Annotated in this window: 16 protein-coding genes and 1 riboswitch; of the genes, 7 read left to right on the plus strand and 9 right to left on the minus strand. The window is 59.0% G+C overall.

The window, feature by feature from the left end; translation table 11 throughout:
• The 8 genes from clpA to AFE_RS02480 all read right to left on the minus strand — a co-directional run bounded on the left by clpA (position 1) and on the right by AFE_RS02480 (position 11,306).
• Positions 1-2,259: an ATP-dependent Clp protease ATP-binding subunit ClpA gene (clpA, locus tag AFE_RS02445; RefSeq protein ID WP_012536177.1), complete on the minus strand. Its 2,259-nt coding sequence runs from the start codon at positions 2,257-2,259 to the stop codon at positions 1-3.
• A gap of 3 nt (positions 2,260-2,262) precedes the next feature.
• Complete coding sequence (gene clpS, locus AFE_RS02450) at positions 2,263-2,571, minus strand: ATP-dependent Clp protease adapter ClpS (RefSeq protein ID WP_012536178.1); 309 nt, start codon at positions 2,569-2,571, stop codon at positions 2,263-2,265.
• A 176-nt stretch (positions 2,572-2,747) separates the two neighbouring features.
• The gene (locus AFE_RS02455) at positions 2,748-3,524 is read right to left on the minus strand and encodes a peptidylprolyl isomerase (protein ID WP_012536179.1); all 777 of its coding nucleotides are present in this window, start codon (positions 3,522-3,524) and stop codon (positions 2,748-2,750) included.
• A 15-nt stretch (positions 3,525-3,539) separates the two neighbouring features.
• Positions 3,540-4,151, minus strand: a complete 612-nt coding sequence (locus AFE_RS02460) for a DJ-1 family glyoxalase III (RefSeq protein WP_012536180.1) — start codon at positions 4,149-4,151, stop codon at positions 3,540-3,542.
• A 137-nt stretch (positions 4,152-4,288) separates the two neighbouring features.
• Entirely contained in the window at positions 4,289-5,737 is a 1,449-nt protein-coding gene (locus AFE_RS02465) for a S41 family peptidase (protein WP_012536181.1), read from the minus strand.
• 63 nt (positions 5,738-5,800) lie between these two features.
• The gene (locus tag AFE_RS02470; RefSeq protein WP_012536182.1) at positions 5,801-7,219 is read right to left on the minus strand and encodes a murein hydrolase activator EnvC family protein; all 1,419 of its coding nucleotides are present in this window, start codon (positions 7,217-7,219) and stop codon (positions 5,801-5,803) included.
• Positions 7,220-7,222: 3 nt separating this feature from the next.
• Entirely contained in the window at positions 7,223-8,752 is a 1,530-nt protein-coding gene (gpmI, locus tag AFE_RS02475) for a 2,3-bisphosphoglycerate-independent phosphoglycerate mutase (RefSeq protein ID WP_009563800.1), read from the minus strand.
• A gap of 67 nt (positions 8,753-8,819) precedes the next feature.
• Positions 8,820-11,306: a glycogen/starch/alpha-glucan phosphorylase gene (locus AFE_RS02480; RefSeq protein ID WP_012536183.1), complete on the minus strand. Its 2,487-nt coding sequence runs from the start codon at positions 11,304-11,306 to the stop codon at positions 8,820-8,822.
• A 144-nt stretch (positions 11,307-11,450) separates the two neighbouring features.
• Between AFE_RS02480 and AFE_RS02485 the strand changes: the two genes are divergently transcribed.
• Both AFE_RS02485 and AFE_RS02490 read left to right on the plus strand, forming a co-directional pair.
• Positions 11,451-11,900 (plus strand): host attachment protein, encoded by a 450-nt coding sequence (locus AFE_RS02485; protein WP_009569165.1) that lies wholly within the window; start codon positions 11,451-11,453, stop codon positions 11,898-11,900.
• A 33-nt stretch (positions 11,901-11,933) separates the two neighbouring features.
• Positions 11,934-12,320: a rhodanese-like domain-containing selenoprotein gene (locus tag AFE_RS02490; RefSeq protein ID WP_012536184.1), complete on the plus strand. Its 387-nt coding sequence runs from the start codon at positions 11,934-11,936 to the stop codon at positions 12,318-12,320.
• A gap of 12 nt (positions 12,321-12,332) precedes the next feature.
• On the opposite strand, the gene AFE_RS02495 is transcribed toward AFE_RS02490, so the two are convergent.
• A complete protein-coding gene (locus AFE_RS02495; RefSeq protein WP_012536185.1) occupies positions 12,333-13,274 on the minus strand; it encodes a carbohydrate kinase family protein in 942 nt (313 codons plus the stop codon).
• A 120-nt stretch (positions 13,275-13,394) separates the two neighbouring features.
• On the opposite strand from AFE_RS02495, the gene AFE_RS02500 reads away from it, so the two are divergent.
• The 5 genes from AFE_RS02500 (at position 13,395) to AFE_RS02520 (ending at position 18,702) form a co-directional block, all read left to right on the plus strand.
• Positions 13,395-14,000: an outer membrane beta-barrel protein gene (locus AFE_RS02500; RefSeq protein ID WP_012536186.1), complete on the plus strand. Its 606-nt coding sequence runs from the start codon at positions 13,395-13,397 to the stop codon at positions 13,998-14,000.
• 143 nt (positions 14,001-14,143) lie between these two features.
• The gene (metK, locus tag AFE_RS02505) at positions 14,144-15,313 is read left to right on the plus strand and encodes a methionine adenosyltransferase (protein WP_012536187.1); all 1,170 of its coding nucleotides are present in this window, start codon (positions 14,144-14,146) and stop codon (positions 15,311-15,313) included.
• A 36-nt stretch (positions 15,314-15,349) separates the two neighbouring features.
• Positions 15,350-15,481, plus strand: a riboswitch (S-adenosyl-L-homocysteine riboswitch).
• Positions 15,482-15,500: 19 nt separating this feature from the next.
• Positions 15,501-16,907: an adenosylhomocysteinase gene (ahcY, locus tag AFE_RS02510; protein ID WP_009567191.1), complete on the plus strand. Its 1,407-nt coding sequence runs from the start codon at positions 15,501-15,503 to the stop codon at positions 16,905-16,907.
• Positions 16,907-17,725: a methylenetetrahydrofolate reductase [NAD(P)H] gene (gene metF / locus AFE_RS02515; RefSeq protein ID WP_012536188.1), complete on the plus strand. Its 819-nt coding sequence runs from the start codon at positions 16,907-16,909 to the stop codon at positions 17,723-17,725. The genes ahcY and metF overlap by 1 nt, the downstream gene beginning before the upstream one ends.
• Before the next feature lie 104 nt (positions 17,726-17,829).
• The gene (locus AFE_RS02520) at positions 17,830-18,702 is read left to right on the plus strand and encodes a phosphoribulokinase (protein WP_012536189.1); all 873 of its coding nucleotides are present in this window, start codon (positions 17,830-17,832) and stop codon (positions 18,700-18,702) included.
• Positions 18,703-18,716 lie beyond the last annotated feature (14 nt).

The raw sequence follows: 18,716 nt of genomic DNA on the forward strand, positions 1-18,716 counted from the left end.
TCAGTCTTGATGCACGGGCACCGGTATTTCCAGTTTCACCTCACCGTTCTCGAGGCGCGCAGTGATTCGCGTGCCCTTGGGTAGGTCGCCAAAGAGGATATGCTCCGCCAGCGGCTTCTTCAGGTGCTCCTGAATCATCCGCGTCATCGGCCGGGCGCCCATCTGCGGGTCGTAGCCCTTGTCCGCCAGCCATTGCCGTAGTTCAGCGCTGATTTCCAGGCTATAGCCCTTTTGCAGCAACTGCTCGTCCAGTTCCATGACGAACTTATCCACCACGTGTAGCACCGTCTCCTTAGAAAGCGGTGTGAAGGGTACGACGGCATCCAGGCGGTTGCGAAATTCCGGTGCGAAGACCCGGCGGATGGTCTCCATTTCCTGTCCGCCATCACTCTGGGGGGCGTTCATGAAACCAATATTCGCTTTGCCGCGCGCCTCAGCCCCCGCATTGGTGGTCATAATGAGCACCACATTGCGGAAGTCCACCGTGCGGCCGCCGGCATCTGTCAGCTTGCCGTGATCCATCACTTGCAGGAGCACATTGAAGATATCCGGGTGTGCCTTCTCAATTTCATCCAACAACAGCACCGCATGTGGATTACGGCTCACCGCCTCCGTCAGTTGTCCAGCCTGATCATGCCCGACATATCCTGGCGGTGCACCGATGAGTCGTGACACCGTATGCCGTTCCATGTATTCACTCATGTCGAAACGCAGTAGCGGAATGCCGAGCAGGCTGGCCAACTGCCGGCTGAGCTCGGTCTTACCCACGCCGGTCGGGCCGGAGAAGAGAAAACTCCCCACCGGCTTTTCATGGTGGCGCAGGCCTGCCCGTGCCATTTTGATGGCCGCGGAGAGTTCGTGGATGGCCTTTTCCTGACCAAAGATGACGAATCCCAGATCCCGCTCCAGATTCTTCAGGGCCTGACGATCATCGGTAGAGACGCTCTTACCCGGAATACGGGCCACCCGGGCGACCATTTCCTCGATGTCGTGCACACCGATGCTCTTCTTGCGTCGGGAGACTGGCAAAAGCGCTTGCGCGGCGCCCACCTCGTCGATGAGATCAATGGCCTTGTCGGGTAGATGGCGATCGTGGATGTGCTTGACGGACAGCTCCACCGCCGCGCGCAACGCCGTGTCGGTATAACGCAGGCCATGATGCTGCTCAAATTGTCCCTTCAGTCCGCGCAAAATCTGTACGGACTCTTCCTGAGAGGGCTCCGGCACGTCAATTTTCTGGAAGCGACGAGTCAGCGCGCGATCCTTCTCAAAATACTGGCGGAACTCCTGATAAGTGGTCGCCCCGATACATTTCAGTTCACCGGAGGCGAGAGCCGGCTTCAGCAGATTGGAGGCATCCATGGCGCCACCCGAAGCGGCTCCGGCGCCGATCAGGGTGTGAATCTCGTCGATGAACAGGATGCTGTTGGGTTTTTTGCGCAGCGCCTTCAGCACCCCTTTCAGGCGTTCTTCAAAGTCACCCCGGTAGCGGGATCCGGCGATCAACGCCCCCAAATCCAGAGCATAAATCGTCGCGTTTTCCAGCATCTCCGGCACTTTGCCGGCGACAACAGCACGCGCAAGGCCCTCGACGATGGCGGTTTTCCCGACACCTGGTTCACCGACGAAGAGGGGGTTGTTTTTCCGGCGCCGTGCCAGCACCTGCAGGGCCCGGATCAACTCCTCCTGGCGTCCTATCAGCGGGTCCAGCCGTCCTGCCCGTGCCATGGCGTTGAGGTTGCGCGCATAAGCTGTGAGCGGGTCCTTGCTGTCTCCCTTCTTTTCCGTGGTACCCTCGACTTCCTCTTCTTCCTCATCCATGACTTCATCCTTGCGCACGCCGTGCGCCAGAAAATTGACCACATCGAGTCTTGTCACATGTTCTTTCTGTAGGAAATAAACAGCGTGGGATTCCCTTTCGGCGAAGATGGCGACAATGACGTTAGCCCCCGAAACCGCATCCTTACCCGCCGACTGCACATGGTAGAGAGCGCGCTGAATGACCCGCTGAAAACCTATGGACGGCTGGGTATTGACGGTGCCCGCCGGACCCATGGCGGGCACTTTGCGTTCCAGAAACTGCCGTAGTTCCACAGACAGATGGGTGCGGTCGGCGCCACAGGCGCTGAGCACATCCATACCGTCGGGGTTGTCCAGCAGGGCCAGTAAGAGATGTTCCACGGAGGCGTATTCATGTCCGTACTGGCGGGCAATCTGGAAGGCCTGATTGATGGACTGTTCCAGGGGTTTGTCGATCATGGCTTACTCCTTTTCCATGATACAGCGCAGTGGGTGCTGGTGTTGCCGTGCGTCGGCGGTGACCAGGGCCACTTTGGTTTCTGCGAGGTCATAAGGAAAAATTCCGCACAATCCCCTACCCTGCTGATGGACGGCCATCATCACTGCCACTGCCTCGTCATGGGGCTTATGAAAATACGCTTCAAGAATATGCACGACATAGTCCATGGGAGTGAAATCATCATTTACCAGTAGTACCCGGTACATGCGGGGCTCCTGTGCCTGAGGTTCGCGCTCCAGGATGGTACTGCGACGATGTTGCGTTCTACCCATGACCTGCACTCCATAATGTTTACTCTTCGCTGTCATTGTGGCGCCTGCCTTCTGCGCTGGCAAGGTGTCCCATGAGCCCGTTCCGCATCAGCCGGTCCTTCGAAGGTGGGGGCGCGGGCGGTGAAAAAAAAGCGCCGGGGAGATTCCCGACGCTTTTTGTTTGGGCGATACCAGAATTACTTGGTGATATTGATCTTCGCCTGGCTGCGCAGGTTGGAGACGAACTTGGCGGCCTCCTGCTGCTGCAGTTGCGTCTTGATGCGATCCTTCATGGCACTCAGTGGCGGGGGGGTCAGGGCGCGCGTCGCCTGCACCTCGATCACATGGTAGCCGAACTGGGTCTGCACCGGGCCAACGGGCTTGTCGATAGGAGCTGTCTCAATGGCCTGAGCGAAGGGCGGAACGACCATACCAGGGACAATCCAGCCCAGTTCGCCACCATGAGCGGCGCTGGCCTTGTCGATGGAGTATTTTTCCGCCAGGGCGGAGAACTTCTGACCGGCCTTGAGATCGCCCATGATCTTGTCAGCCTCCGTCTTCGTCTTCACCAGGATGTGCCGCACTTCAAATTCCTTCTTGCCCATGGCCTGAACGAATTTGTTGTAGGCGTTCTGAATGTCCGTTTCCGGGATGGGGTGCTCTTTCACGTACTGTTCGACCGCCGCATCGGCTAGAATCTGACGTTTGGCCATAGCCAGGCGCTCTTTTACGTCGGCGGTCTGGCCCAGCTTGTGATTGACGGCGTACTGCGAAAGCACTTCCATGTTGACCAGATTCTGCACCACCTGCTCGCGGGCATTGGGCTCCTTGGCGAGCGCCGGGCTCATGGACATGATGGCCTGCACCTCGCTGTTATCAATGGCGGCGCCATTGACGGTGGCGACGGGGGCAGCAAAAGCAGGTATAGCAAAAGCGCTGACAGTGGCAGCAAGAATGACCGCGCGAAGTTTCATAAATTTTCCTTCAGGTTAAGTGATGCTGGCCCTATTATCCATAGTGGCGGACAAAGGGGAAGTCTCAGGGGTGCTACGATGCAGTGGTGCCTCCGTTTCCTGACGTTTTTCAGGGCCGAGGAGGAGTTCCACCAGGGTAAGGGCAAAATCCATGGCTGTACCCGGTCCGCGGGATGTGATCAGGGGACCGTCGACCACTACGGCATTTTCCTGGTAGGTATAATCCCGGCTCTGCGGATCGAGGGTGCCGGGATAAGCGGTGACCTGACGGCCATCGAGCAGGTGATGGGCTGCCAGCATGCCAGGTGCGGCACAGATGGCGGCTATGATCTGCCCCTGCCGGGTTCGTTCCTGCAGGAGCCCGATGAGCGGCTGATGCTTTGCCATGCGCTCTACACCCCCGATCCCGCCGGGAAGCAGAATCACATCGATATCAGCGTCGGCCACATCGGCGAACAACGCGTCTGGTTGCAGGCGCAGTCCCCGTCCACCGGTGACCAAGCCGTTTTCCAGTCCGGCAAGGACCACTTGCAAACCCGCCCGCCGCAGAATATCGCAGGAGATCACTACCTCCATGTCCTCAAAACCATCCGCTACGGCGATCAGCACCTGTATCGCAGAAGTCACTGGCGCCTTGCTCCTCTCGAGAAAAAACACACGACCGCCTCTCCGTCGACCAATCGGGAAATCACGTGGAGTTGGACCATGTTGGTGCAGAATTTATCCATGCTCAACGCATATCAGACAAAATAGTCCTGGCCGGATCATTGTCCCACTGCCTTCGGGAGGGGGATCACCATGGTGACGCTACGCCCCTTTTCCTGCACCGGAACCGCTTGGTTCTGCAGAATGGCGAGTGCTTCGCGCAAGGGGTAATCCTTCACCAGATTCGGTTTCAGGGTGCTGCTGGCGGCTATGGCCTCGTCTGCCGCCGTGGATTCGGTAGCGGCGGTCGGTGTCGCCACCGTGGCGGAAGCCGGCGGGGCGATGGTGTACCGGGGTGTGGCCTTGCGGCACTCGTCCGGCGCTTTCAGCACACCATGTAGTTCCGACTCCTTCAGGAGATCCGCATCCAGTGCGCGCAGCCGCGCATTGGATGGCTGCACCTCGATGTTGGGGACGATGCCCTCGCTCTGGATGGAGCAGCCTGCCGGGGTGTAATAAAGTGCCGTCGTCAGTTTGAGGGCGCCGCCGTTGCTCAGCGGTATCACCGTCTGTACCGATCCTTTGCCAAAGGTACGCTGACCCATGATCAGGGCGCGGTGGTCATCCTTGAGCGCGCCGGTAACGATTTCCGCTGCCGAAGCCGAGCCGCCATTGACGAGTACGATCATGGGGGCGCCGTGGAGGTAATCGGGTCCGTGGGCGGAGAAACGCATGTCGCTGTCGTCAGTGCGCCCTTTGGTATAGACGATCAGCCCTTTGTTGAGGAAGGTGTCCGCTGTCTCGACCCCTGCTCCGAGCACTCCCCCCGGATTGTTGCGGAGGTCGAGGATCAGACCTTTGAGGTGCCCGTTGGCTTCCTGCTCCAGATGCTCCACCGCCTTGCGGGTTGCGCTGCCGGTGTTTTCCTGGAACTGACTGATGCGGATGTAGCCATAACCGGGCGCCAACATGGCTGAGCGCACGCTCTGCACCTTGATGATGGCGCGGGTCAGGGTCAGGGTCAGGGGTTGCGTCTGATGCGGCCGCAAAATAGTCAGGGTTACCTGTGTTCCGGGCTTGCCACGCATCATGTCCACGGTTTTCTGTAGGGCGATGCCCTGCAGGGCCTTGTGATCAATTTTGATAATGATATCGCCTGGTTCGATGCCAGCCTTGGCGGCTGGCGTACCGTCAATGGCGCTGATGACCTTGAGTACGCCATGCTCGCCGGTCACTTCAATGCCCAGTCCGCCAAATTTGCCGTTGGTGAACACTTGCATTTCTTTGAGTTCTTTAGGCGTCAGATAGGCAGAGTGGGGGTCCAGGGCGCTGACCATGCCGTTGATGGCGCCATCCATCAGTTTTTTGTCGGAAGTGGGGTCGACGTAGTGAGATTTGACGATCCCGAAGACCTGACTGAAAGTCTGGATCTGTTCCAAAGGGATGCCATTTTGATCCTTTGCCGCGTGAACGGTGACGGCAAAACTGGCGCTGACACCCAGAACGAGCCCGACGCTGACGCCCAGCAGGGTACCGGAGCGCGGCTTGGGGGAGCGGGGAACGGACATAGATAAAATCTCCAAAAGTGTGGATCCAGGGCAGGGCGCTTGGCAGAACCGGCAGCGTGATTCTCAGTTGTGGATGTAATCCAGCGGATTGACCGGGTGGCCAGCATTCCGCATCTCGAAATAGAGACCATCGTTCCCCAGTTCGCCGCCGCTGCCCACACTGCCGACTTGGCGTCCGGTGGAAACCTGTTCTCCAACGTGGACATCGGTAGCGCCCAGGTGCCCGTATATGGACAACAAACTATGTGCGATCTGCACGATGACAATCTGTCCATAGCCGCGCAAAGGCCCCGCATAAAGTACCATGCCCGGCGCGATGGCGCGAACCTTCGTCCCTACCGGAGCCTGAAAGGTGATACCCTGCCAGTCGAGTCCGCCAGTCACCCGGGGCGCGCCGAAACGCGCGGTAACCGGACCGGTTACCGGCGCGGGGTAGCTGCCGCGCCCGACGATGGGGGTTGCGGGTAATGCGGGAGCGGGGGTGGCGACTATCACCGGCGGACGAACTACGGTGGTGGGTGGCTGCTTTTGTGCATTCGCCGCACGTTGAACCTGTCGTGCCCGCTCTGTTTCCTGCACCCGCTGCGCCTGCTGTTCCGCCTGCCTTTCCTGGGCCAGATGATGTTGCGCGACAGCGGCCCGCTGCGCGGAGATTGCCGCCGCGCGACGGGCCGCAGCAGCGGCCTTGCGTCGTGCTTCGGCGGCAGCTTTGGCGCGGGCGACTTCTTCCTGATGACGGAACTGAACGGTCAGACGGCTCACCAATCCGTTGAGAATATTGGCATTCGCTTGTAATTCTGCGATCTTGGTCTTGTCGGCGGCAATACGGGCTGCAAGCTGGTTTTCCAGCGCGGCGTGAGCCTCACGCTGTTGCCGGAGCGTTTGTTCCTGCGCGCTGACCTGTTGCGCCAACTGAGCGAGATGGGTTTCGTGGATTTGCACCTCGTGCCGAGTCTTCCGTATCTGTTGCGCGGTGCCTTGGGTTTTGACGATCAGTGCGCTGCGCGCCCTGGCCAGGGACTCGTAAAAGACGCTCATGCGCCCCAGTTCTCCGGGGCGTTCCGTTTGCAGCCAGACGGCCAGTGGGGTAACTCCGCCGAGCATGTATGCGCCGCGAAGCTGCCGGGCGAGGATGCCTTTCTGTTGACTCAGTTCCGCTTGCAGTGCATTGATTTTTACCCGCAGTTCGGCCAATTGTGCCTGTGCCGAGTGTTGCTGCTGCTGGATTCCGGCCAGCTTCTTTTGCGTCGCAACAACCCGCTGATCGAGTGCGCTGATTTCTACGCGCAGTTGCGCCTGGGTTTTCTGCCCCGCCGCGAGATGCGCCTGTACCTGCCCTAGATTCTCGTGTATATGCTCCAGTTTTTTCTGACTATTTTGTATTTTTTCCTGAAGCGTTGCCGCTCCCGCTCCCGCACCAGCCGGAAGGAGCAAGATCAAGGCAAGCAGTGCGCCGACGCGGGGACGGGACAGAAGGGGCATGGGTCAGAGGAACTGCACCAGGTTTTTGCCGCCCATTTCAGGAGGCACCGGCAAGCCCATGAGCCGGAGCAGGGTGGGCGCGAGATCCTCCAGTGCCCCCCCGGATATAATCTTTGCAGGGCGTCCGATGTAGAGCAGAGGCACCGGGTTACAGGTGTGAGAGGTGTGCGCCTGGCCGCTCCCGACATCCAGCATCTGCTCGACATTGCCATGATCCGCTGTGATCAGCGCTTCGCCGCCGACGGCGCGCACGGCGCTGACAATACGCCCGAGGCTGCGGTCTACCGCCTCGACCGCGGCAATGGCCGCAGCCAGTTTACCACTGTGGCCGACCATATCGGGATTGGCGATATTGCAGATGATGGTATCGTACTGGCGACTTTCAACGCGGGCGACCAGGGCATCGGTCAGTTCATTCACGCTCATTTCCGGTTGCAGATCGTAGGTGGTGACCTTGGGAGACGGAATCAATACGCGATCTTCGCCGGGGAATATCCGTTCGTCACCGCCACTCAGGAAAAAGGTGACATGGGCGTACTTTTCGGTTTCGGCAATGCGCAACTGATGCAGGCCGAATTGGGATACCCATTCGCCAAAGGTATTTTTCAGACGAGTGGGGGGGTATGCGACCAGTGCATCAAAATGCTCACTGTATTCCGTGAGGGTGACGAAGCCTGCGAGTTGGGGTTTGACCTGTCGGGCGAAGCCGTCGAAGTCTGCCTCGACAAACGGCCGGGTGATCTGGCGGGCGCGATCGGAGCGAAAGTTCATGAATAACACTGCATCGTGATCGCCGATGCAGGCGGGGTTGGCACCAATCCACGATGGGGCGACAAACTCGTCGCTTTCGCCACGGAGGTAGGCGGCACCAAGCGCCTCTAAACCCGTGGCATAGTGCTCTCCCTTGCCGAGGGTAAGCAGATCATAGGCCTGCTGGACCCGATCCCAGCGGTGGTCACGATCCATGGCGTAAAAGCGGCCGATCACCGAGGCCAGAGCGCCACCGTAGGTGTTTATCTCGGCATCCAGTCGTTTCAGAGATGACTCCGCGCAGCGCGGCAGGGTATCGCGACCGTCCAGAAAGGCATGCACATAGACCCGTTCAGCGCCCCGGCCCCGCGCCAGACGTAGCGCGGCGAGGATATGTTCTTCGTGAGAATGCACCCCACCCGCTGAAAGCAGACCCAGGATATGGACGGCACCGCCCTGTGCCTCGGCGGCATCCACCGCTGCACAGAGGGCGCTGTTGGAGTAGAAACTGCCGTCGGCGATGGCGAGATTCACGCGCTCGTACTCCTGGTACACCACGCGGCCTGCTCCGATATTGATATGCCCGACTTCGCTGTTGCCCATCTGTCCGCCGGGAAGCCCCACAGAAGCCCCGGAAGCGTTGATGAGACCATGGGGACAATTTTGCCACCAGCCATCCCAGTTTGGCGTGCGCGCCTGGGCAATGGCGTTATCTTCGGAATCCTCCCGGTAGCCCCATCCATCGAGGATCAGGAGCAACACCGGACGTGGTTTTTGAATCATCAGTTTCCTCTGCACAGCGAACGCACCCCGTTGATGATGCGCATTAGAACAGATCAGGCGAATGCTGTCATGGGGTCATGACCAGAGGTGTCAGGTGCCAGATGTCCGTGTTGTACTGAGCAATGGTCCGGTCGCTGGAAAAAATCCCGCTGGCCGCAGTGTTGAGAATGCTCAGCCGTTGCCATTCGGTCTGATCATGCCAGACATCCGCCGCCTCCCGTTGCTTGATTTTATAGCTGGTGAAATCGGCGAGCACCATCCACGGGTCATGGGGATGGGTGACGGCGTGGACGATGGGGTCGAAAATGCCCGGTTCGAACGCGTTGAAATAGCCGCTCTGCAACAGGTCCATGACCCGTGCCAAATCGTGGTCCGCCTGGATATAGAGCTCCGGATTGTAATGCCCGCGCAATTGGCTGACCTCTTCGGCATTCAACCCGAAAAGGAAAAAATGCTCGGCGCCTACCGCGTCGCGGATCTCGATGTTGGCGCCGTCCAGGGTGCCGATGGTCAGGGCCCCGTTCATCATAAACTTCATGTTGCCGGTGCCGGAGGCCTCCTTGCCTGCCGTGGATATCTGCTCGGAGAGGTCAGTTGCCGCGCAAATCTGCTCCATGAGGGAGACCCGGTAATCCGGTAGAAAGCTCACGCGCAACAAGCCTTCCGTATCCGGATCATGATTGATGACATTGGCGATATTGTTGATGAATTTGATGGTGCGCTTGGCCATGAAGTAGCCGGGCGCCGCCTTGCCCGCAAACAGGACGTTGCGGGGGGTCACCTGGTTCGCTTCGCCGCGCTTGATGCGGTCGTAGAGATGAATGACGTGCAGGGCATTGAGCAGTTGCCTTTTGTATTCATGGATGCGCTTTACCTGCACGTCCACCAGGGCATCGCGGATGAAAGTGACGCCGGTATGCTGATGCACCAGCGCCGCCAGCCGTTCCTTGTTGGCGCGACGTACCTCCGCCCAGCGCTTGCGGAACTTCGCATCGTCCGCTGCCGGCTCCAGATCCCGCAGCCGTTCCAGGTCGTGCTTCCAGTCCGGGCCGATGCGCTCGGTAACAAGGTCGCGCAGCCCGGGGTTGGCCCACTGCAACCATCGTCGCGGTGTCACTCCATTGGTTTTGTTGTTGAATTTTTTCGGCCAGAGGTGGTGGAAGTCGGCAAAAAGATCCTCACAGAGGAGCCTGGTGTGCAGTGCCGCGACCCCGTTTACCGAGAAGCTGCCCACCACGGCGAGGTGTGCCATGCGCACCATCTGCTCGTCGCCTTCCTCGATGATGGACAATCGTTGCAGCAGGCCGGTGTTGCCCGGTGCACGCCATGCCACTTCCTGCAAAAAACGTGCGTTGATTTCCATGATGATTTCCAGCAGGCGCGGGAGGAGCTGCCGGAATAAACGCACCGACCACCGTTCCAGTGCCTCGGGCAGCAGGGTGTGGTTGGTGTAGGCCATGGTATGGCTAGTGATGTCCCAGGCTTCCTCCCAGTTCAGGCCGTGTTCATCCATCAGCAGGCGCATCAGTTCCGGTACGGCACAACTGGGATGGGTATCATTGAGTTGGAAGCAGTGATGTTTGGCAAAATTGCGGAAATCTTCACCGTGGATGGCAACCCAATCCGCGACCACATCCTGAAGGCTCGCGGAAGCCAGGAAGTACTGCTGGCGCAGGCGCAGTTCCTTACCGTTTTCACTGCTGTCATTAGGATAGAGCACCATGCTGATGTGCTCGGCGTTGTTTTTGGCTGCGACGGCTTCGGGGTAGGCGCCGGCGTTGAATTCACCGAGATCAAAGATGTCGGTGGCCGTCGCCCGCCAGAGACGCAGGGTATTGACCACCTCGTTGCGATAACCGGGGATGGGAATGTCGTAAGGTACGGCAAGCACGTCGTGGGTGTCGACCCAACGCTGATGGAACCTTCCCTGGGCATCGTGATATCCGTCGCTGCGTCCGAAAAAGTGAACACGCCGTACCCGTTCCGGTCGTTTCAGTTCCCAGGGGCAACCATTCCTCAGCCAGTGGTCAGGTTCCTCCACCTGCTCGCCTCCGCGAATTTCCTGACGAAACATGCCGTAGCTGTAGCGAATGCCATAACCCGTGACCGGCAGTCCGAGAGAGGCGCAGCTATCGAGAAAGCAGGCTGCAAGACGGCCCAGCCCGCCGTTACCCAGGCCAGCGTCGGGTTCAAGTTCCATGATGTCCACCAGTTCGCGGTGCTCCCTGGTCAACGCCTCGCGCGCCGCGTCTTCCAGACCCAGGTTCAGCAGGGCGTTGCCCATGGCCCGCCCGAGCAGGAACTCCAGAGAAAGATAAAAGGTGCGCCTGCCGCTTTCGGCGGCCACCTTTTTCTGGGTGTTTTTCCAGCGTTCGACCAGGCGGTCACGCAGGCTCATGGCCAGCGCCGTATAAACGCTGTTGGCAGGCTCCGCTGTTTCTTCGGCACCCAAGGTGCGCAGCAGATAATGACAGGTGTCCATGCGTAGACTGAGGGCGTCCATGCCCAAGGGCGGTAGGGGGCAGGCGGTTTTGCTGAGGGGTTGGGAGGACACTGTTAGAGATTCCTCAAGGACAGGTAGCAGGCGAGACCATCATAGATTGATTCTACAAATCAGGGAAGGAAAAAACCGTTGCTTGTTTTTTGTCATTGCCGTATCCATCTATGTCAGGGATCAGGCGAAAAAGGAGGATGTGAGATGGCTACAGTGACTTGGGTACTGGTGAGTAACGCCGCAGAGGCGCGCCTCTTTAAAAATGAGGGCTGCAATACCGGGCTGCATCTGGTACAGGATTGGCAGCATCCCGACAGCCGCAAGCACCAGGACGAACTGGTGACGGATGCGGGAGGGCGCGTTCAGCAGAGCTTCGCTGCGGGAGCACGGCCTGGTATCGAATGGCAAACCAGTCCTAAGGAGGCGGAAATGCTGCAATTCGCCAATGAGCTGGCGACCTATTTGGGCACGGCGCGAAAGCAGAATGCTTTCCAACACCTGGTGCTCGTCGCTTCTCCGCATATTCTGGGTTTGCTGCGCGAAAAACTGGATGCACCTACCAGCGCAATGATTTCCGGCACTTTGAGCAAGGATTATACCTATGTCGGTATCGAGGAGCTCCGTAAGCATCTCGCCGAGGTCATGTGTCCATGAGGACGGACCGTTTTTAGTGCGATGGGGAAGGTCATGGGGAAATCTCTTGCGGATTTCATACGGGCGGCGCGCCGTCAGATTCGCGAAATAGACTGCGATACGTTGGAGGATTGGCTGCGGAGCCGGGACGATGTGCTGGTGGTGGACGTTCGGGAGGCCAGTGCCTTTCTGGATGGGCATCTGCCGGGCGCCATCCATGTGCCTCGCGGTTATCTGGAGGCACTGGCGGACCCTGATTACGGCCATTGCCACCCGGAGTTGGCCGTTGCGCGCGATCGGGTCGTTGTCCTTTACTGTGACAGCGGAACACGTTCGGCGCTGGCAGCGGTGACCTTGCAGGAGATGGGCTTCACCGAAGTCTATAACCTTGGTGGCGGTATCAATGTCTGGGATGCCGAGGACAAGCCGGTCGTTTCCTGAGCCAGCCGGAGCCTAGCCGATCGTCTCGCCGAAGTTCTCGCGATAGCGGGCCTGGAATTCCGGCCAGGTAAAGCGGTGATTCTGGGTGCCTGCCTGTTCAATTTTATAGGCGCCCATCAATGAGGCGACCCTGCCGCTGGTTTCCCAGCCAAGTTCGTGTTCCAAGCCGTACAGCAGCCCCGCGCGATAGGCGTCTCCGCATCCGGTGGGGTCTGTAACCGCTTTGGGCCTGGCCGCTGGAATGGTCGTCTCCCGGCCGTCATGATAGATCACCGAGCCATGCTCGCCGCGAGTGACGATCAGGGCCTTTAGGCGCTGGCGAAGTTCGTTGAGGCCGAGGCCGGTGCGCGCCTGTACCATCTGGCATTCATAATCGTTGACCGTAAGGTAATCTGCCCGGTCAATCAGGCGGGTCAGGGTTTCCGCATCGAAGAGCGGCAGACCCTGACCAGGGTCAAACAGTGTGGGAATGCCAGCATTCGTAAGGTCTTCCAGATGCTGCACCATGGCGCCGAGTCCATCCGGTGCGACAATGGCCCAACGCACATTCTCGGGGATACGTCCGGCCAGGCGGTTCTCCTGGGCCTGAAACATCGCGCCAGGGTGAAAGGCGGTGATCTGGTTGTCGTCCAGATCGGTAGTGATGAAGGCTTGTGCGGTGTAGTGGTCCGGGAGAATCCGCAGCAGGCCGGTGTCCAATCCCTGTGCCTTCAGGTGATCGAGATAGGGCGTGAAGTCCTGACCTGCGGTGCCGACGATCACCGGATTGGCGCCCAGCAATTTGAGGTTGTATGCGATGTTGCCCGCACAGCCGCCGAAGTCGCGCCGCATTTGCGGGACAGTAAAGGACACGTTCAGCATGTGTACCTGATCAGGCAGAATGTGCGCCTTGAAGTGGTCCTGAAAGACCATGATGGTATCAAAGGCCAGAGAACCGCAGACGAGAGTGGACATGAAAGCTCCTTGTTGGTTTTTCGGCAAAACGGACAGAGACTTGTGGTAAATGTATCTAAACCGGGCTATGATCATAACAGGTTTTATTGGGCAGTGCTGCCATATACGAGGTGCAAGGTCATGGAGTGGGGGTTGCGCGCGGTGCTGGTGTTCATCGGTCTTGTCCTCGCCGTTCCGGCGTGGGCGGCCGAGCGGCCCGCGCATGATGAGACCTACATCAACCTCTTTGGTGGGAATACCTTTTTTGATGCCTCAAGCGGTCTGGACAACGGTGGCAATGCCGGAGTCGTCGGCTTGCGCATGGGGCGTCGGATAGATGCCCACGTGGGAGTGGAGGCGCAGGTGGCAGCAGCCTTTGCCCATCTGCAGGGTCCTGCACATACCGTCGGTGCCAATCAGTACAGTGGCGCGATCCTCGGTAATCTTTACGCGCTCGGCAGCCCTGACACCCCCTATCTCTCCCTGGGTTTGGGGGCGTCCAGCGACCTGTTTAACAGCCGGATCGGCCGGGGAACCTCGTTGATGGGCGTCTTCGGTGTAGGCTATCAGTATCTCGTAAATGATCACCTGGGGCTGCGCCTGGATGTGCGGGATCAACTGCTCTTCAATACCCCCACGCCGAATGCTTCCAACCTCAACGATGTCCAGGTGACCGGTGGTATTTCCTATTTTTGGGGTGGCAGCAAGAAGTCCTCCTTTCCGGTAGTTGGCCCGGCGCGCTCTTGAGGCCGCACATCCGCCCCGCTTGAGCCAATTTTGCCTTTGCGGTGAGCGGGTTTCACTTCGCTTGTGGCGCTTTCCTTTGATATAGTGCGCGCTGTCCCTGTCGCGCTGCGACAGGTCGGCCTAGCTATTGAGGAGCCCAGTGCATGTCCAAAAGTCATCTTTTCACCTCTGAATCCGTTTCCGAAGGTCACCCCGATAAAGTCGCGGATCAGATTTCCGATGCCATCCTCGACGCGATTCTGGCTCAGGACCCCCGTGGTCGGGTGGCGGCCGAGACGCTGATCACCACCGGCCTGATCGTGCTCGCGGGTGAGATTACCACCACAGCGGTGGTGGATTATGCGGATGTGGCGCGCCAGACCGTGCGCCGGATCGGTTATAACTCCTCGGACATGGGTTTTGACTGGGCCTCCTGCGCAGTGGTGCAGACCTTGGACAAGCAATCCCCTGACATCGCTCAAGGCGTGGACGAAGGCGCCGGGCTCGACCTCGATCAGGGCGCTGGTGACCAAGGCTTGATGTTCGGCTTTGCCTGTGACGAGACGGACGTGCTGATGCCGACGCCCATCTATTTTGCCCACCGTCTGACCGAGCGGCAGGCGATGGTGCGCAAAGATGGTCGTCTGCCTTGGCTGCGTCCTGACGCCAAGAGTCAGGTGACGGTACGCTATGAGGATGACCGCCCAGTCGCCATCGATACCGTGGTGCTTTCCACCCAGCATGCCCCGGATATCAGCCACGCGGATCTCGTCGAAGCCGTGCGCGAGGAAATCATCAAGCCCGTCCTGCCTCCTGAGATGATCCATAAGGATACCAAGTACCTCATCAATCCCACCGGCCGTTTCGTGATCGGCGGGCCCGTAGGGGACTGTGGTTTGACCGGGCGCAAAATCATTGTGGACACTTACGGCGGTCAGGGCAGTCACGGCGGCGGCGCGTTCTCCGGCAAGGACCCCTCCAAGGTGGACCGTTCTTCCTCCTACGCCGGACGCTATGTGGCGAAGAACATCGTGGCCGCAGGACTCGCCAGACGTTGCGAAGTGCAGGTGGCCTACGCCATCGGTGTCTCGCAGCCGGTGAGTCTGATGGTGGATACTTTTGGTACCGGCGTGATCGATGACGACCGGATTGCCGCTCTGGTGCAGGAGCACTTTGACCTGCGCCCCAAAGGCATCATCCAGATGCTCGACCTGTTGCGGCCTATCTATGCCAAAACGGCTGCCTATGGCCACTTCGGTCGCGAAGAGCCAGAGTTTACTTGGGAGCGGACCGACAAGGCTGCCGTCTTGCGTGACGCTGCCGGACTACGGTAAAAATGCCTTGGCGGGGAGTTGTCCCCGCTGGAAGATCGGGTCGAGGGGCGCTGCAGTCGTCATGCCTCCTGCGCTGATCCGGCCGGATGATTTCCCGGCCGGGAAGGCGGCGGGGTGACGATCAGGCTCGGCCTATGCTTCCCATCTGTGAAACCGCGCTCGCTTTCATGCTCAAGGAATGACTTACATGAATGCTGTGCTCAAAGATTCTGCCGATTACAAAGTCGCCGATATTTCCCTCGCTGCCTGGGGACGTAAGGAAGTCCGCATTGCCGAAACGGAAATGCCGGCACTGATGACCATTCGTCGCAAATACCAGGCGCAACAGCCACTCAAGGGTGCGCGTATCGCTGGCTGCATCCACATGACCATCCAGACTGCGGTGCTCATTGAAACGCTGGTGGCGCTCGGCGCGGAAGTACGTTGGTCCTCCTGCAACATTTTCTCCACTCAGGATCAGGCGGCAGCGGCCATCGCGGCGGCGGGCATCCCGGTTTTTGCCTGGAAAGGCGAGACGGAAGATGAATATTGGTGGTGTGTCGAGCAGACCATCACCGGCCCGGATGGCTGGCGCCCGAACATGCTGCTGGATGACGGCGGTGACCTCACTGGCCTGTTGCACCAGAAACATCCGGAATTGCTGGCGGGCGTCCACGGCGTCTCCGAGGAAACCACTACCGGTGTGCATCGCCTCTGGGAAATGGCCCGGGAAGGGAGCCTGAAAATCCCCGCCATCAACGTCAACGACTCTGTGACCAAGAGCAAGAATGACAACAAGTATGGTTGCCGCCATTCTCTGAGTGATGCCATCAAGCGGGCCACGGATCATCTTCTCTCCGGTAAGCGCGCGTTGGTGCTGGGTTATGGCGATGTGGGCAAGGGTTCGGCGGCCTCCCTGCGTCAGGAAGGGATGATCGTCCGCGTCACCGAGGTGGATCCCATCTGTGCCATGCAGGCCTGCATGGATGGTTACGAAGTCGTATCGCCCTATAAGAACGGCATCAACGATGGCACGGATGCCTGCATCGATGGCGGCCTGCTCGGCCAGATAGATTTGCTGGTGACCGCGACCGGCAACTTCAACGTCTGTGATGCCGGCATGCTCAAGGCTCTCAAGAAGGGCGCAGTGGTCTGTAACATCGGCCATTTCGATAACGAAATCGATACCGCTTTCATGCGTAAAACCTGGGCCTGGGACGAAGTGAAGGCGCAAGTTCACAAGGTCTATCGGGATACGGATGCTGGCAAGTCCTTTGATCCCGATAGCGATGATTACCTGATCCTGCTTTCTGAGGGGCGTCTGGTGAACCTGGGCAATGCGACGGGTCACCCCAGCAGGATCATGGATGGTTCTTTCGCCAACCAGGTGCTGGCGCAGATTCATCTGTACGGTGAACGTTTTGCCGATCTGCCTGCTGCGGAGAAGGCCGGTCATGTCTCCGTTACCGTCCTGCCCAAGGCGCTGGATGAAGAGGTGGCCCGCTATATGGTGGAAGGCTTCGCGGGGGTGCTGACCCGTTTGACCGACGCGCAGTCCAGGTACCTCGGCGTGTCTGTCGATGGCCCCTTCAAAGCGGATGCGTACCGTTACTGATGGCGCATTCCGTCGAGTTCTTTCCCCCCAAAAATGCCGCGGGTGAGGAACGTCTGCGGGAGGCGATAACCGCGCTTCTCCCCTTGGGTCCCGAGTATGCTTCGGTGACCTTCGGGGCGGGCGGGTCCACCCGCGAACGTACTTTTGCGACGGTGACCATGATCGGCCAGGATTATGGTCTGGAGGCGGTGCCGCATCTCTCGTGCATTGGATCTACGGAAGCGGGGATACGGGAGATTCTCGAAGATTACCGAAAGCAGGGCATTCGCCGTATTGTGGCCCTGCGCGGTGATTTGCCGGAAGGCATGGAGAATCCGGGCCACTTTCAGCACGCTGCGGATCTGGTTGCATTTATCCGTCACTTCGGGGGCTTCGAGGTGTATGTGGCGGGTTATCCGGACATCCATCCCCGCGCGACTTCCGCCCGGGATGACGTGATGCACTTGGCGGCCAAGGTGCGGGCCGGGGCGGATGCGATTATCACCCAGTACTTTTTCAATCCCGACGCCTACTTGCAGTTGCGCGACGAGTTGCGACGGGAGGGTATTGAAGTGCCGTTGGTGGTCGGCGTCATGCCCATCACCAATTTTGAACAGATCTCCCGTTTTTCTGCCATGTGCGGCGCCGATATTCCCCAATACCTGCGGCGGCGGATGGATGCGTACGCCGCCGATCCGCAATCCCAATATCAGTTGGGAATCGAGTTGCTGAGCAGGCAGTGTCAATTACTGCTGCGGGAGGGGGCACCGAGCCTGCATTTTTACACCCTGAATCAGGCCGAGGCGACGGCGGCGATCTGGCGTAACCTCGGTTTTTAGCCGATATTGACGAGACGACACCCTTTGTTACACTGGCGCGAAGGATGTTTTTGTCCACAGCCCGGATCGCTGCAGGTTTTCTTCACCAAAGAGGTTATATTTCCATGTCCAAAAAACATCCCGTCATTGCCGTGACTGGTTCCTCAGGGGCGGGTACCACCACCGTCAAACATGCCTTCCATGACATTTTCCGGCGCCTGAAAATCGACCCGGTCGTCATTGAAGGCGACAGCTTCCATCGTTACAACCGCAACGAGATGCGCGAAGCCATTGCCAAGGCTGCGGCCGATGGTAAAACCATCAGCCATTTCGGCCCGGAAGGCAATGATTTTGAAGCATTGGAGCGCCTGTTCCGCGAATATGGGGAGAGTGGCCACGGACAGATGCGCTACTACGTCCACGACGAACTGGAGGCAGAACTGCGGGGCAGCGCACCTGGCACCTTCACCCCCTGGCAGGATATTCCTCTGGGGACCGACCTGCTGTTTTATGAGGGATTACATGGTGGCGTGAAGACGGGCGCTGTCGATGTAACCAATTACGTCGATCTGCTGGTGGGTGTGGTGCCGGTGGTCAACTTGGAGTGGATTCAGAAGATTCACCGTGACAATGCCCAGCGCGGTTACTCGGCCGAGGCGATTGTAGACACCATCCTGCGCCGTATGCCTGACTATATCCACTACATCACCCCGCAGTTCTCCCGTGCGCACATCAATTTCCAGCGTGTACCGCTGGTGGATACCTCCAATCCTTTCATTGCCCGGGACATCCCGACCCCGGACGAAAGTATGGTGGTCATCCGCTTCCGGGATCCCAAGGAAGAGAATTTCCCCACCCTCCTGCAGATGTTGCCGGGCAGTTTTATGTCGCGTTCCAATACCCTGGTGATCCCAGGGACGAAGATGGGCTATGCGATGGAACTCATTCTCGGCCCGCGTATCGAGCGGATGCTGGAGGACATGCATCTCACCATTTAGGGCTGCAGGCTTCC

Source organism: Acidithiobacillus ferrooxidans ATCC 23270, assembly GCF_000021485.1.
GTDB classification, from domain to species: domain Bacteria; phylum Pseudomonadota; class Gammaproteobacteria; order Acidithiobacillales; family Acidithiobacillaceae; genus Acidithiobacillus; species Acidithiobacillus ferrooxidans.

Excerpts from the sequence above, each read along its gene's own strand:
- clpA (WP_012536177.1), bottom strand. The coding sequence starts at position 2,259 with ATGATCGACAAACCCCTGGAACAGTCCATCAATCAGGCCTTCCAGATT.
- clpS (WP_012536178.1), bottom strand. The coding sequence starts at position 2,571 with ATGGGTAGAACGCAACATCGTCGCAGTACCATCCTGGAGCGCGAACCT.
- AFE_RS02455 (WP_012536179.1), bottom strand. The coding sequence starts at position 3,524 with ATGAAACTTCGCGCGGTCATTCTTGCTGCCACTGTCAGCGCTTTTGCT.
- AFE_RS02465 (WP_012536181.1), bottom strand. The coding sequence starts at position 5,737 with ATGTCCGTTCCCCGCTCCCCCAAGCCGCGCTCCGGTACCCTGCTGGGC.
- AFE_RS02470 (WP_012536182.1), bottom strand. The coding sequence starts at position 7,219 with ATGCCCCTTCTGTCCCGTCCCCGCGTCGGCGCACTGCTTGCCTTGATC.
- gpmI (WP_009563800.1), bottom strand. The coding sequence starts at position 8,752 with ATGATTCAAAAACCACGTCCGGTGTTGCTCCTGATCCTCGATGGATGG.
- AFE_RS02485 (WP_009569165.1), top strand. The coding sequence starts at position 11,451 with ATGGCTACAGTGACTTGGGTACTGGTGAGTAACGCCGCAGAGGCGCGC.
- AFE_RS02490 (WP_012536184.1), top strand. The coding sequence starts at position 11,934 with ATGGGGAAATCTCTTGCGGATTTCATACGGGCGGCGCGCCGTCAGATT.
- AFE_RS02495 (WP_012536185.1), bottom strand. The coding sequence starts at position 13,274 with ATGTCCACTCTCGTCTGCGGTTCTCTGGCCTTTGATACCATCATGGTC.
- AFE_RS02500 (WP_012536186.1), top strand. The coding sequence starts at position 13,395 with ATGGAGTGGGGGTTGCGCGCGGTGCTGGTGTTCATCGGTCTTGTCCTC.
- metK (WP_012536187.1), top strand. The coding sequence starts at position 14,144 with ATGTCCAAAAGTCATCTTTTCACCTCTGAATCCGTTTCCGAAGGTCAC.
- ahcY (WP_009567191.1), top strand. The coding sequence starts at position 15,501 with ATGAATGCTGTGCTCAAAGATTCTGCCGATTACAAAGTCGCCGATATT.
- metF (WP_012536188.1), top strand. The coding sequence starts at position 16,907 with ATGGCGCATTCCGTCGAGTTCTTTCCCCCCAAAAATGCCGCGGGTGAG.
- AFE_RS02520 (WP_012536189.1), top strand. The coding sequence starts at position 17,830 with ATGTCCAAAAAACATCCCGTCATTGCCGTGACTGGTTCCTCAGGGGCG.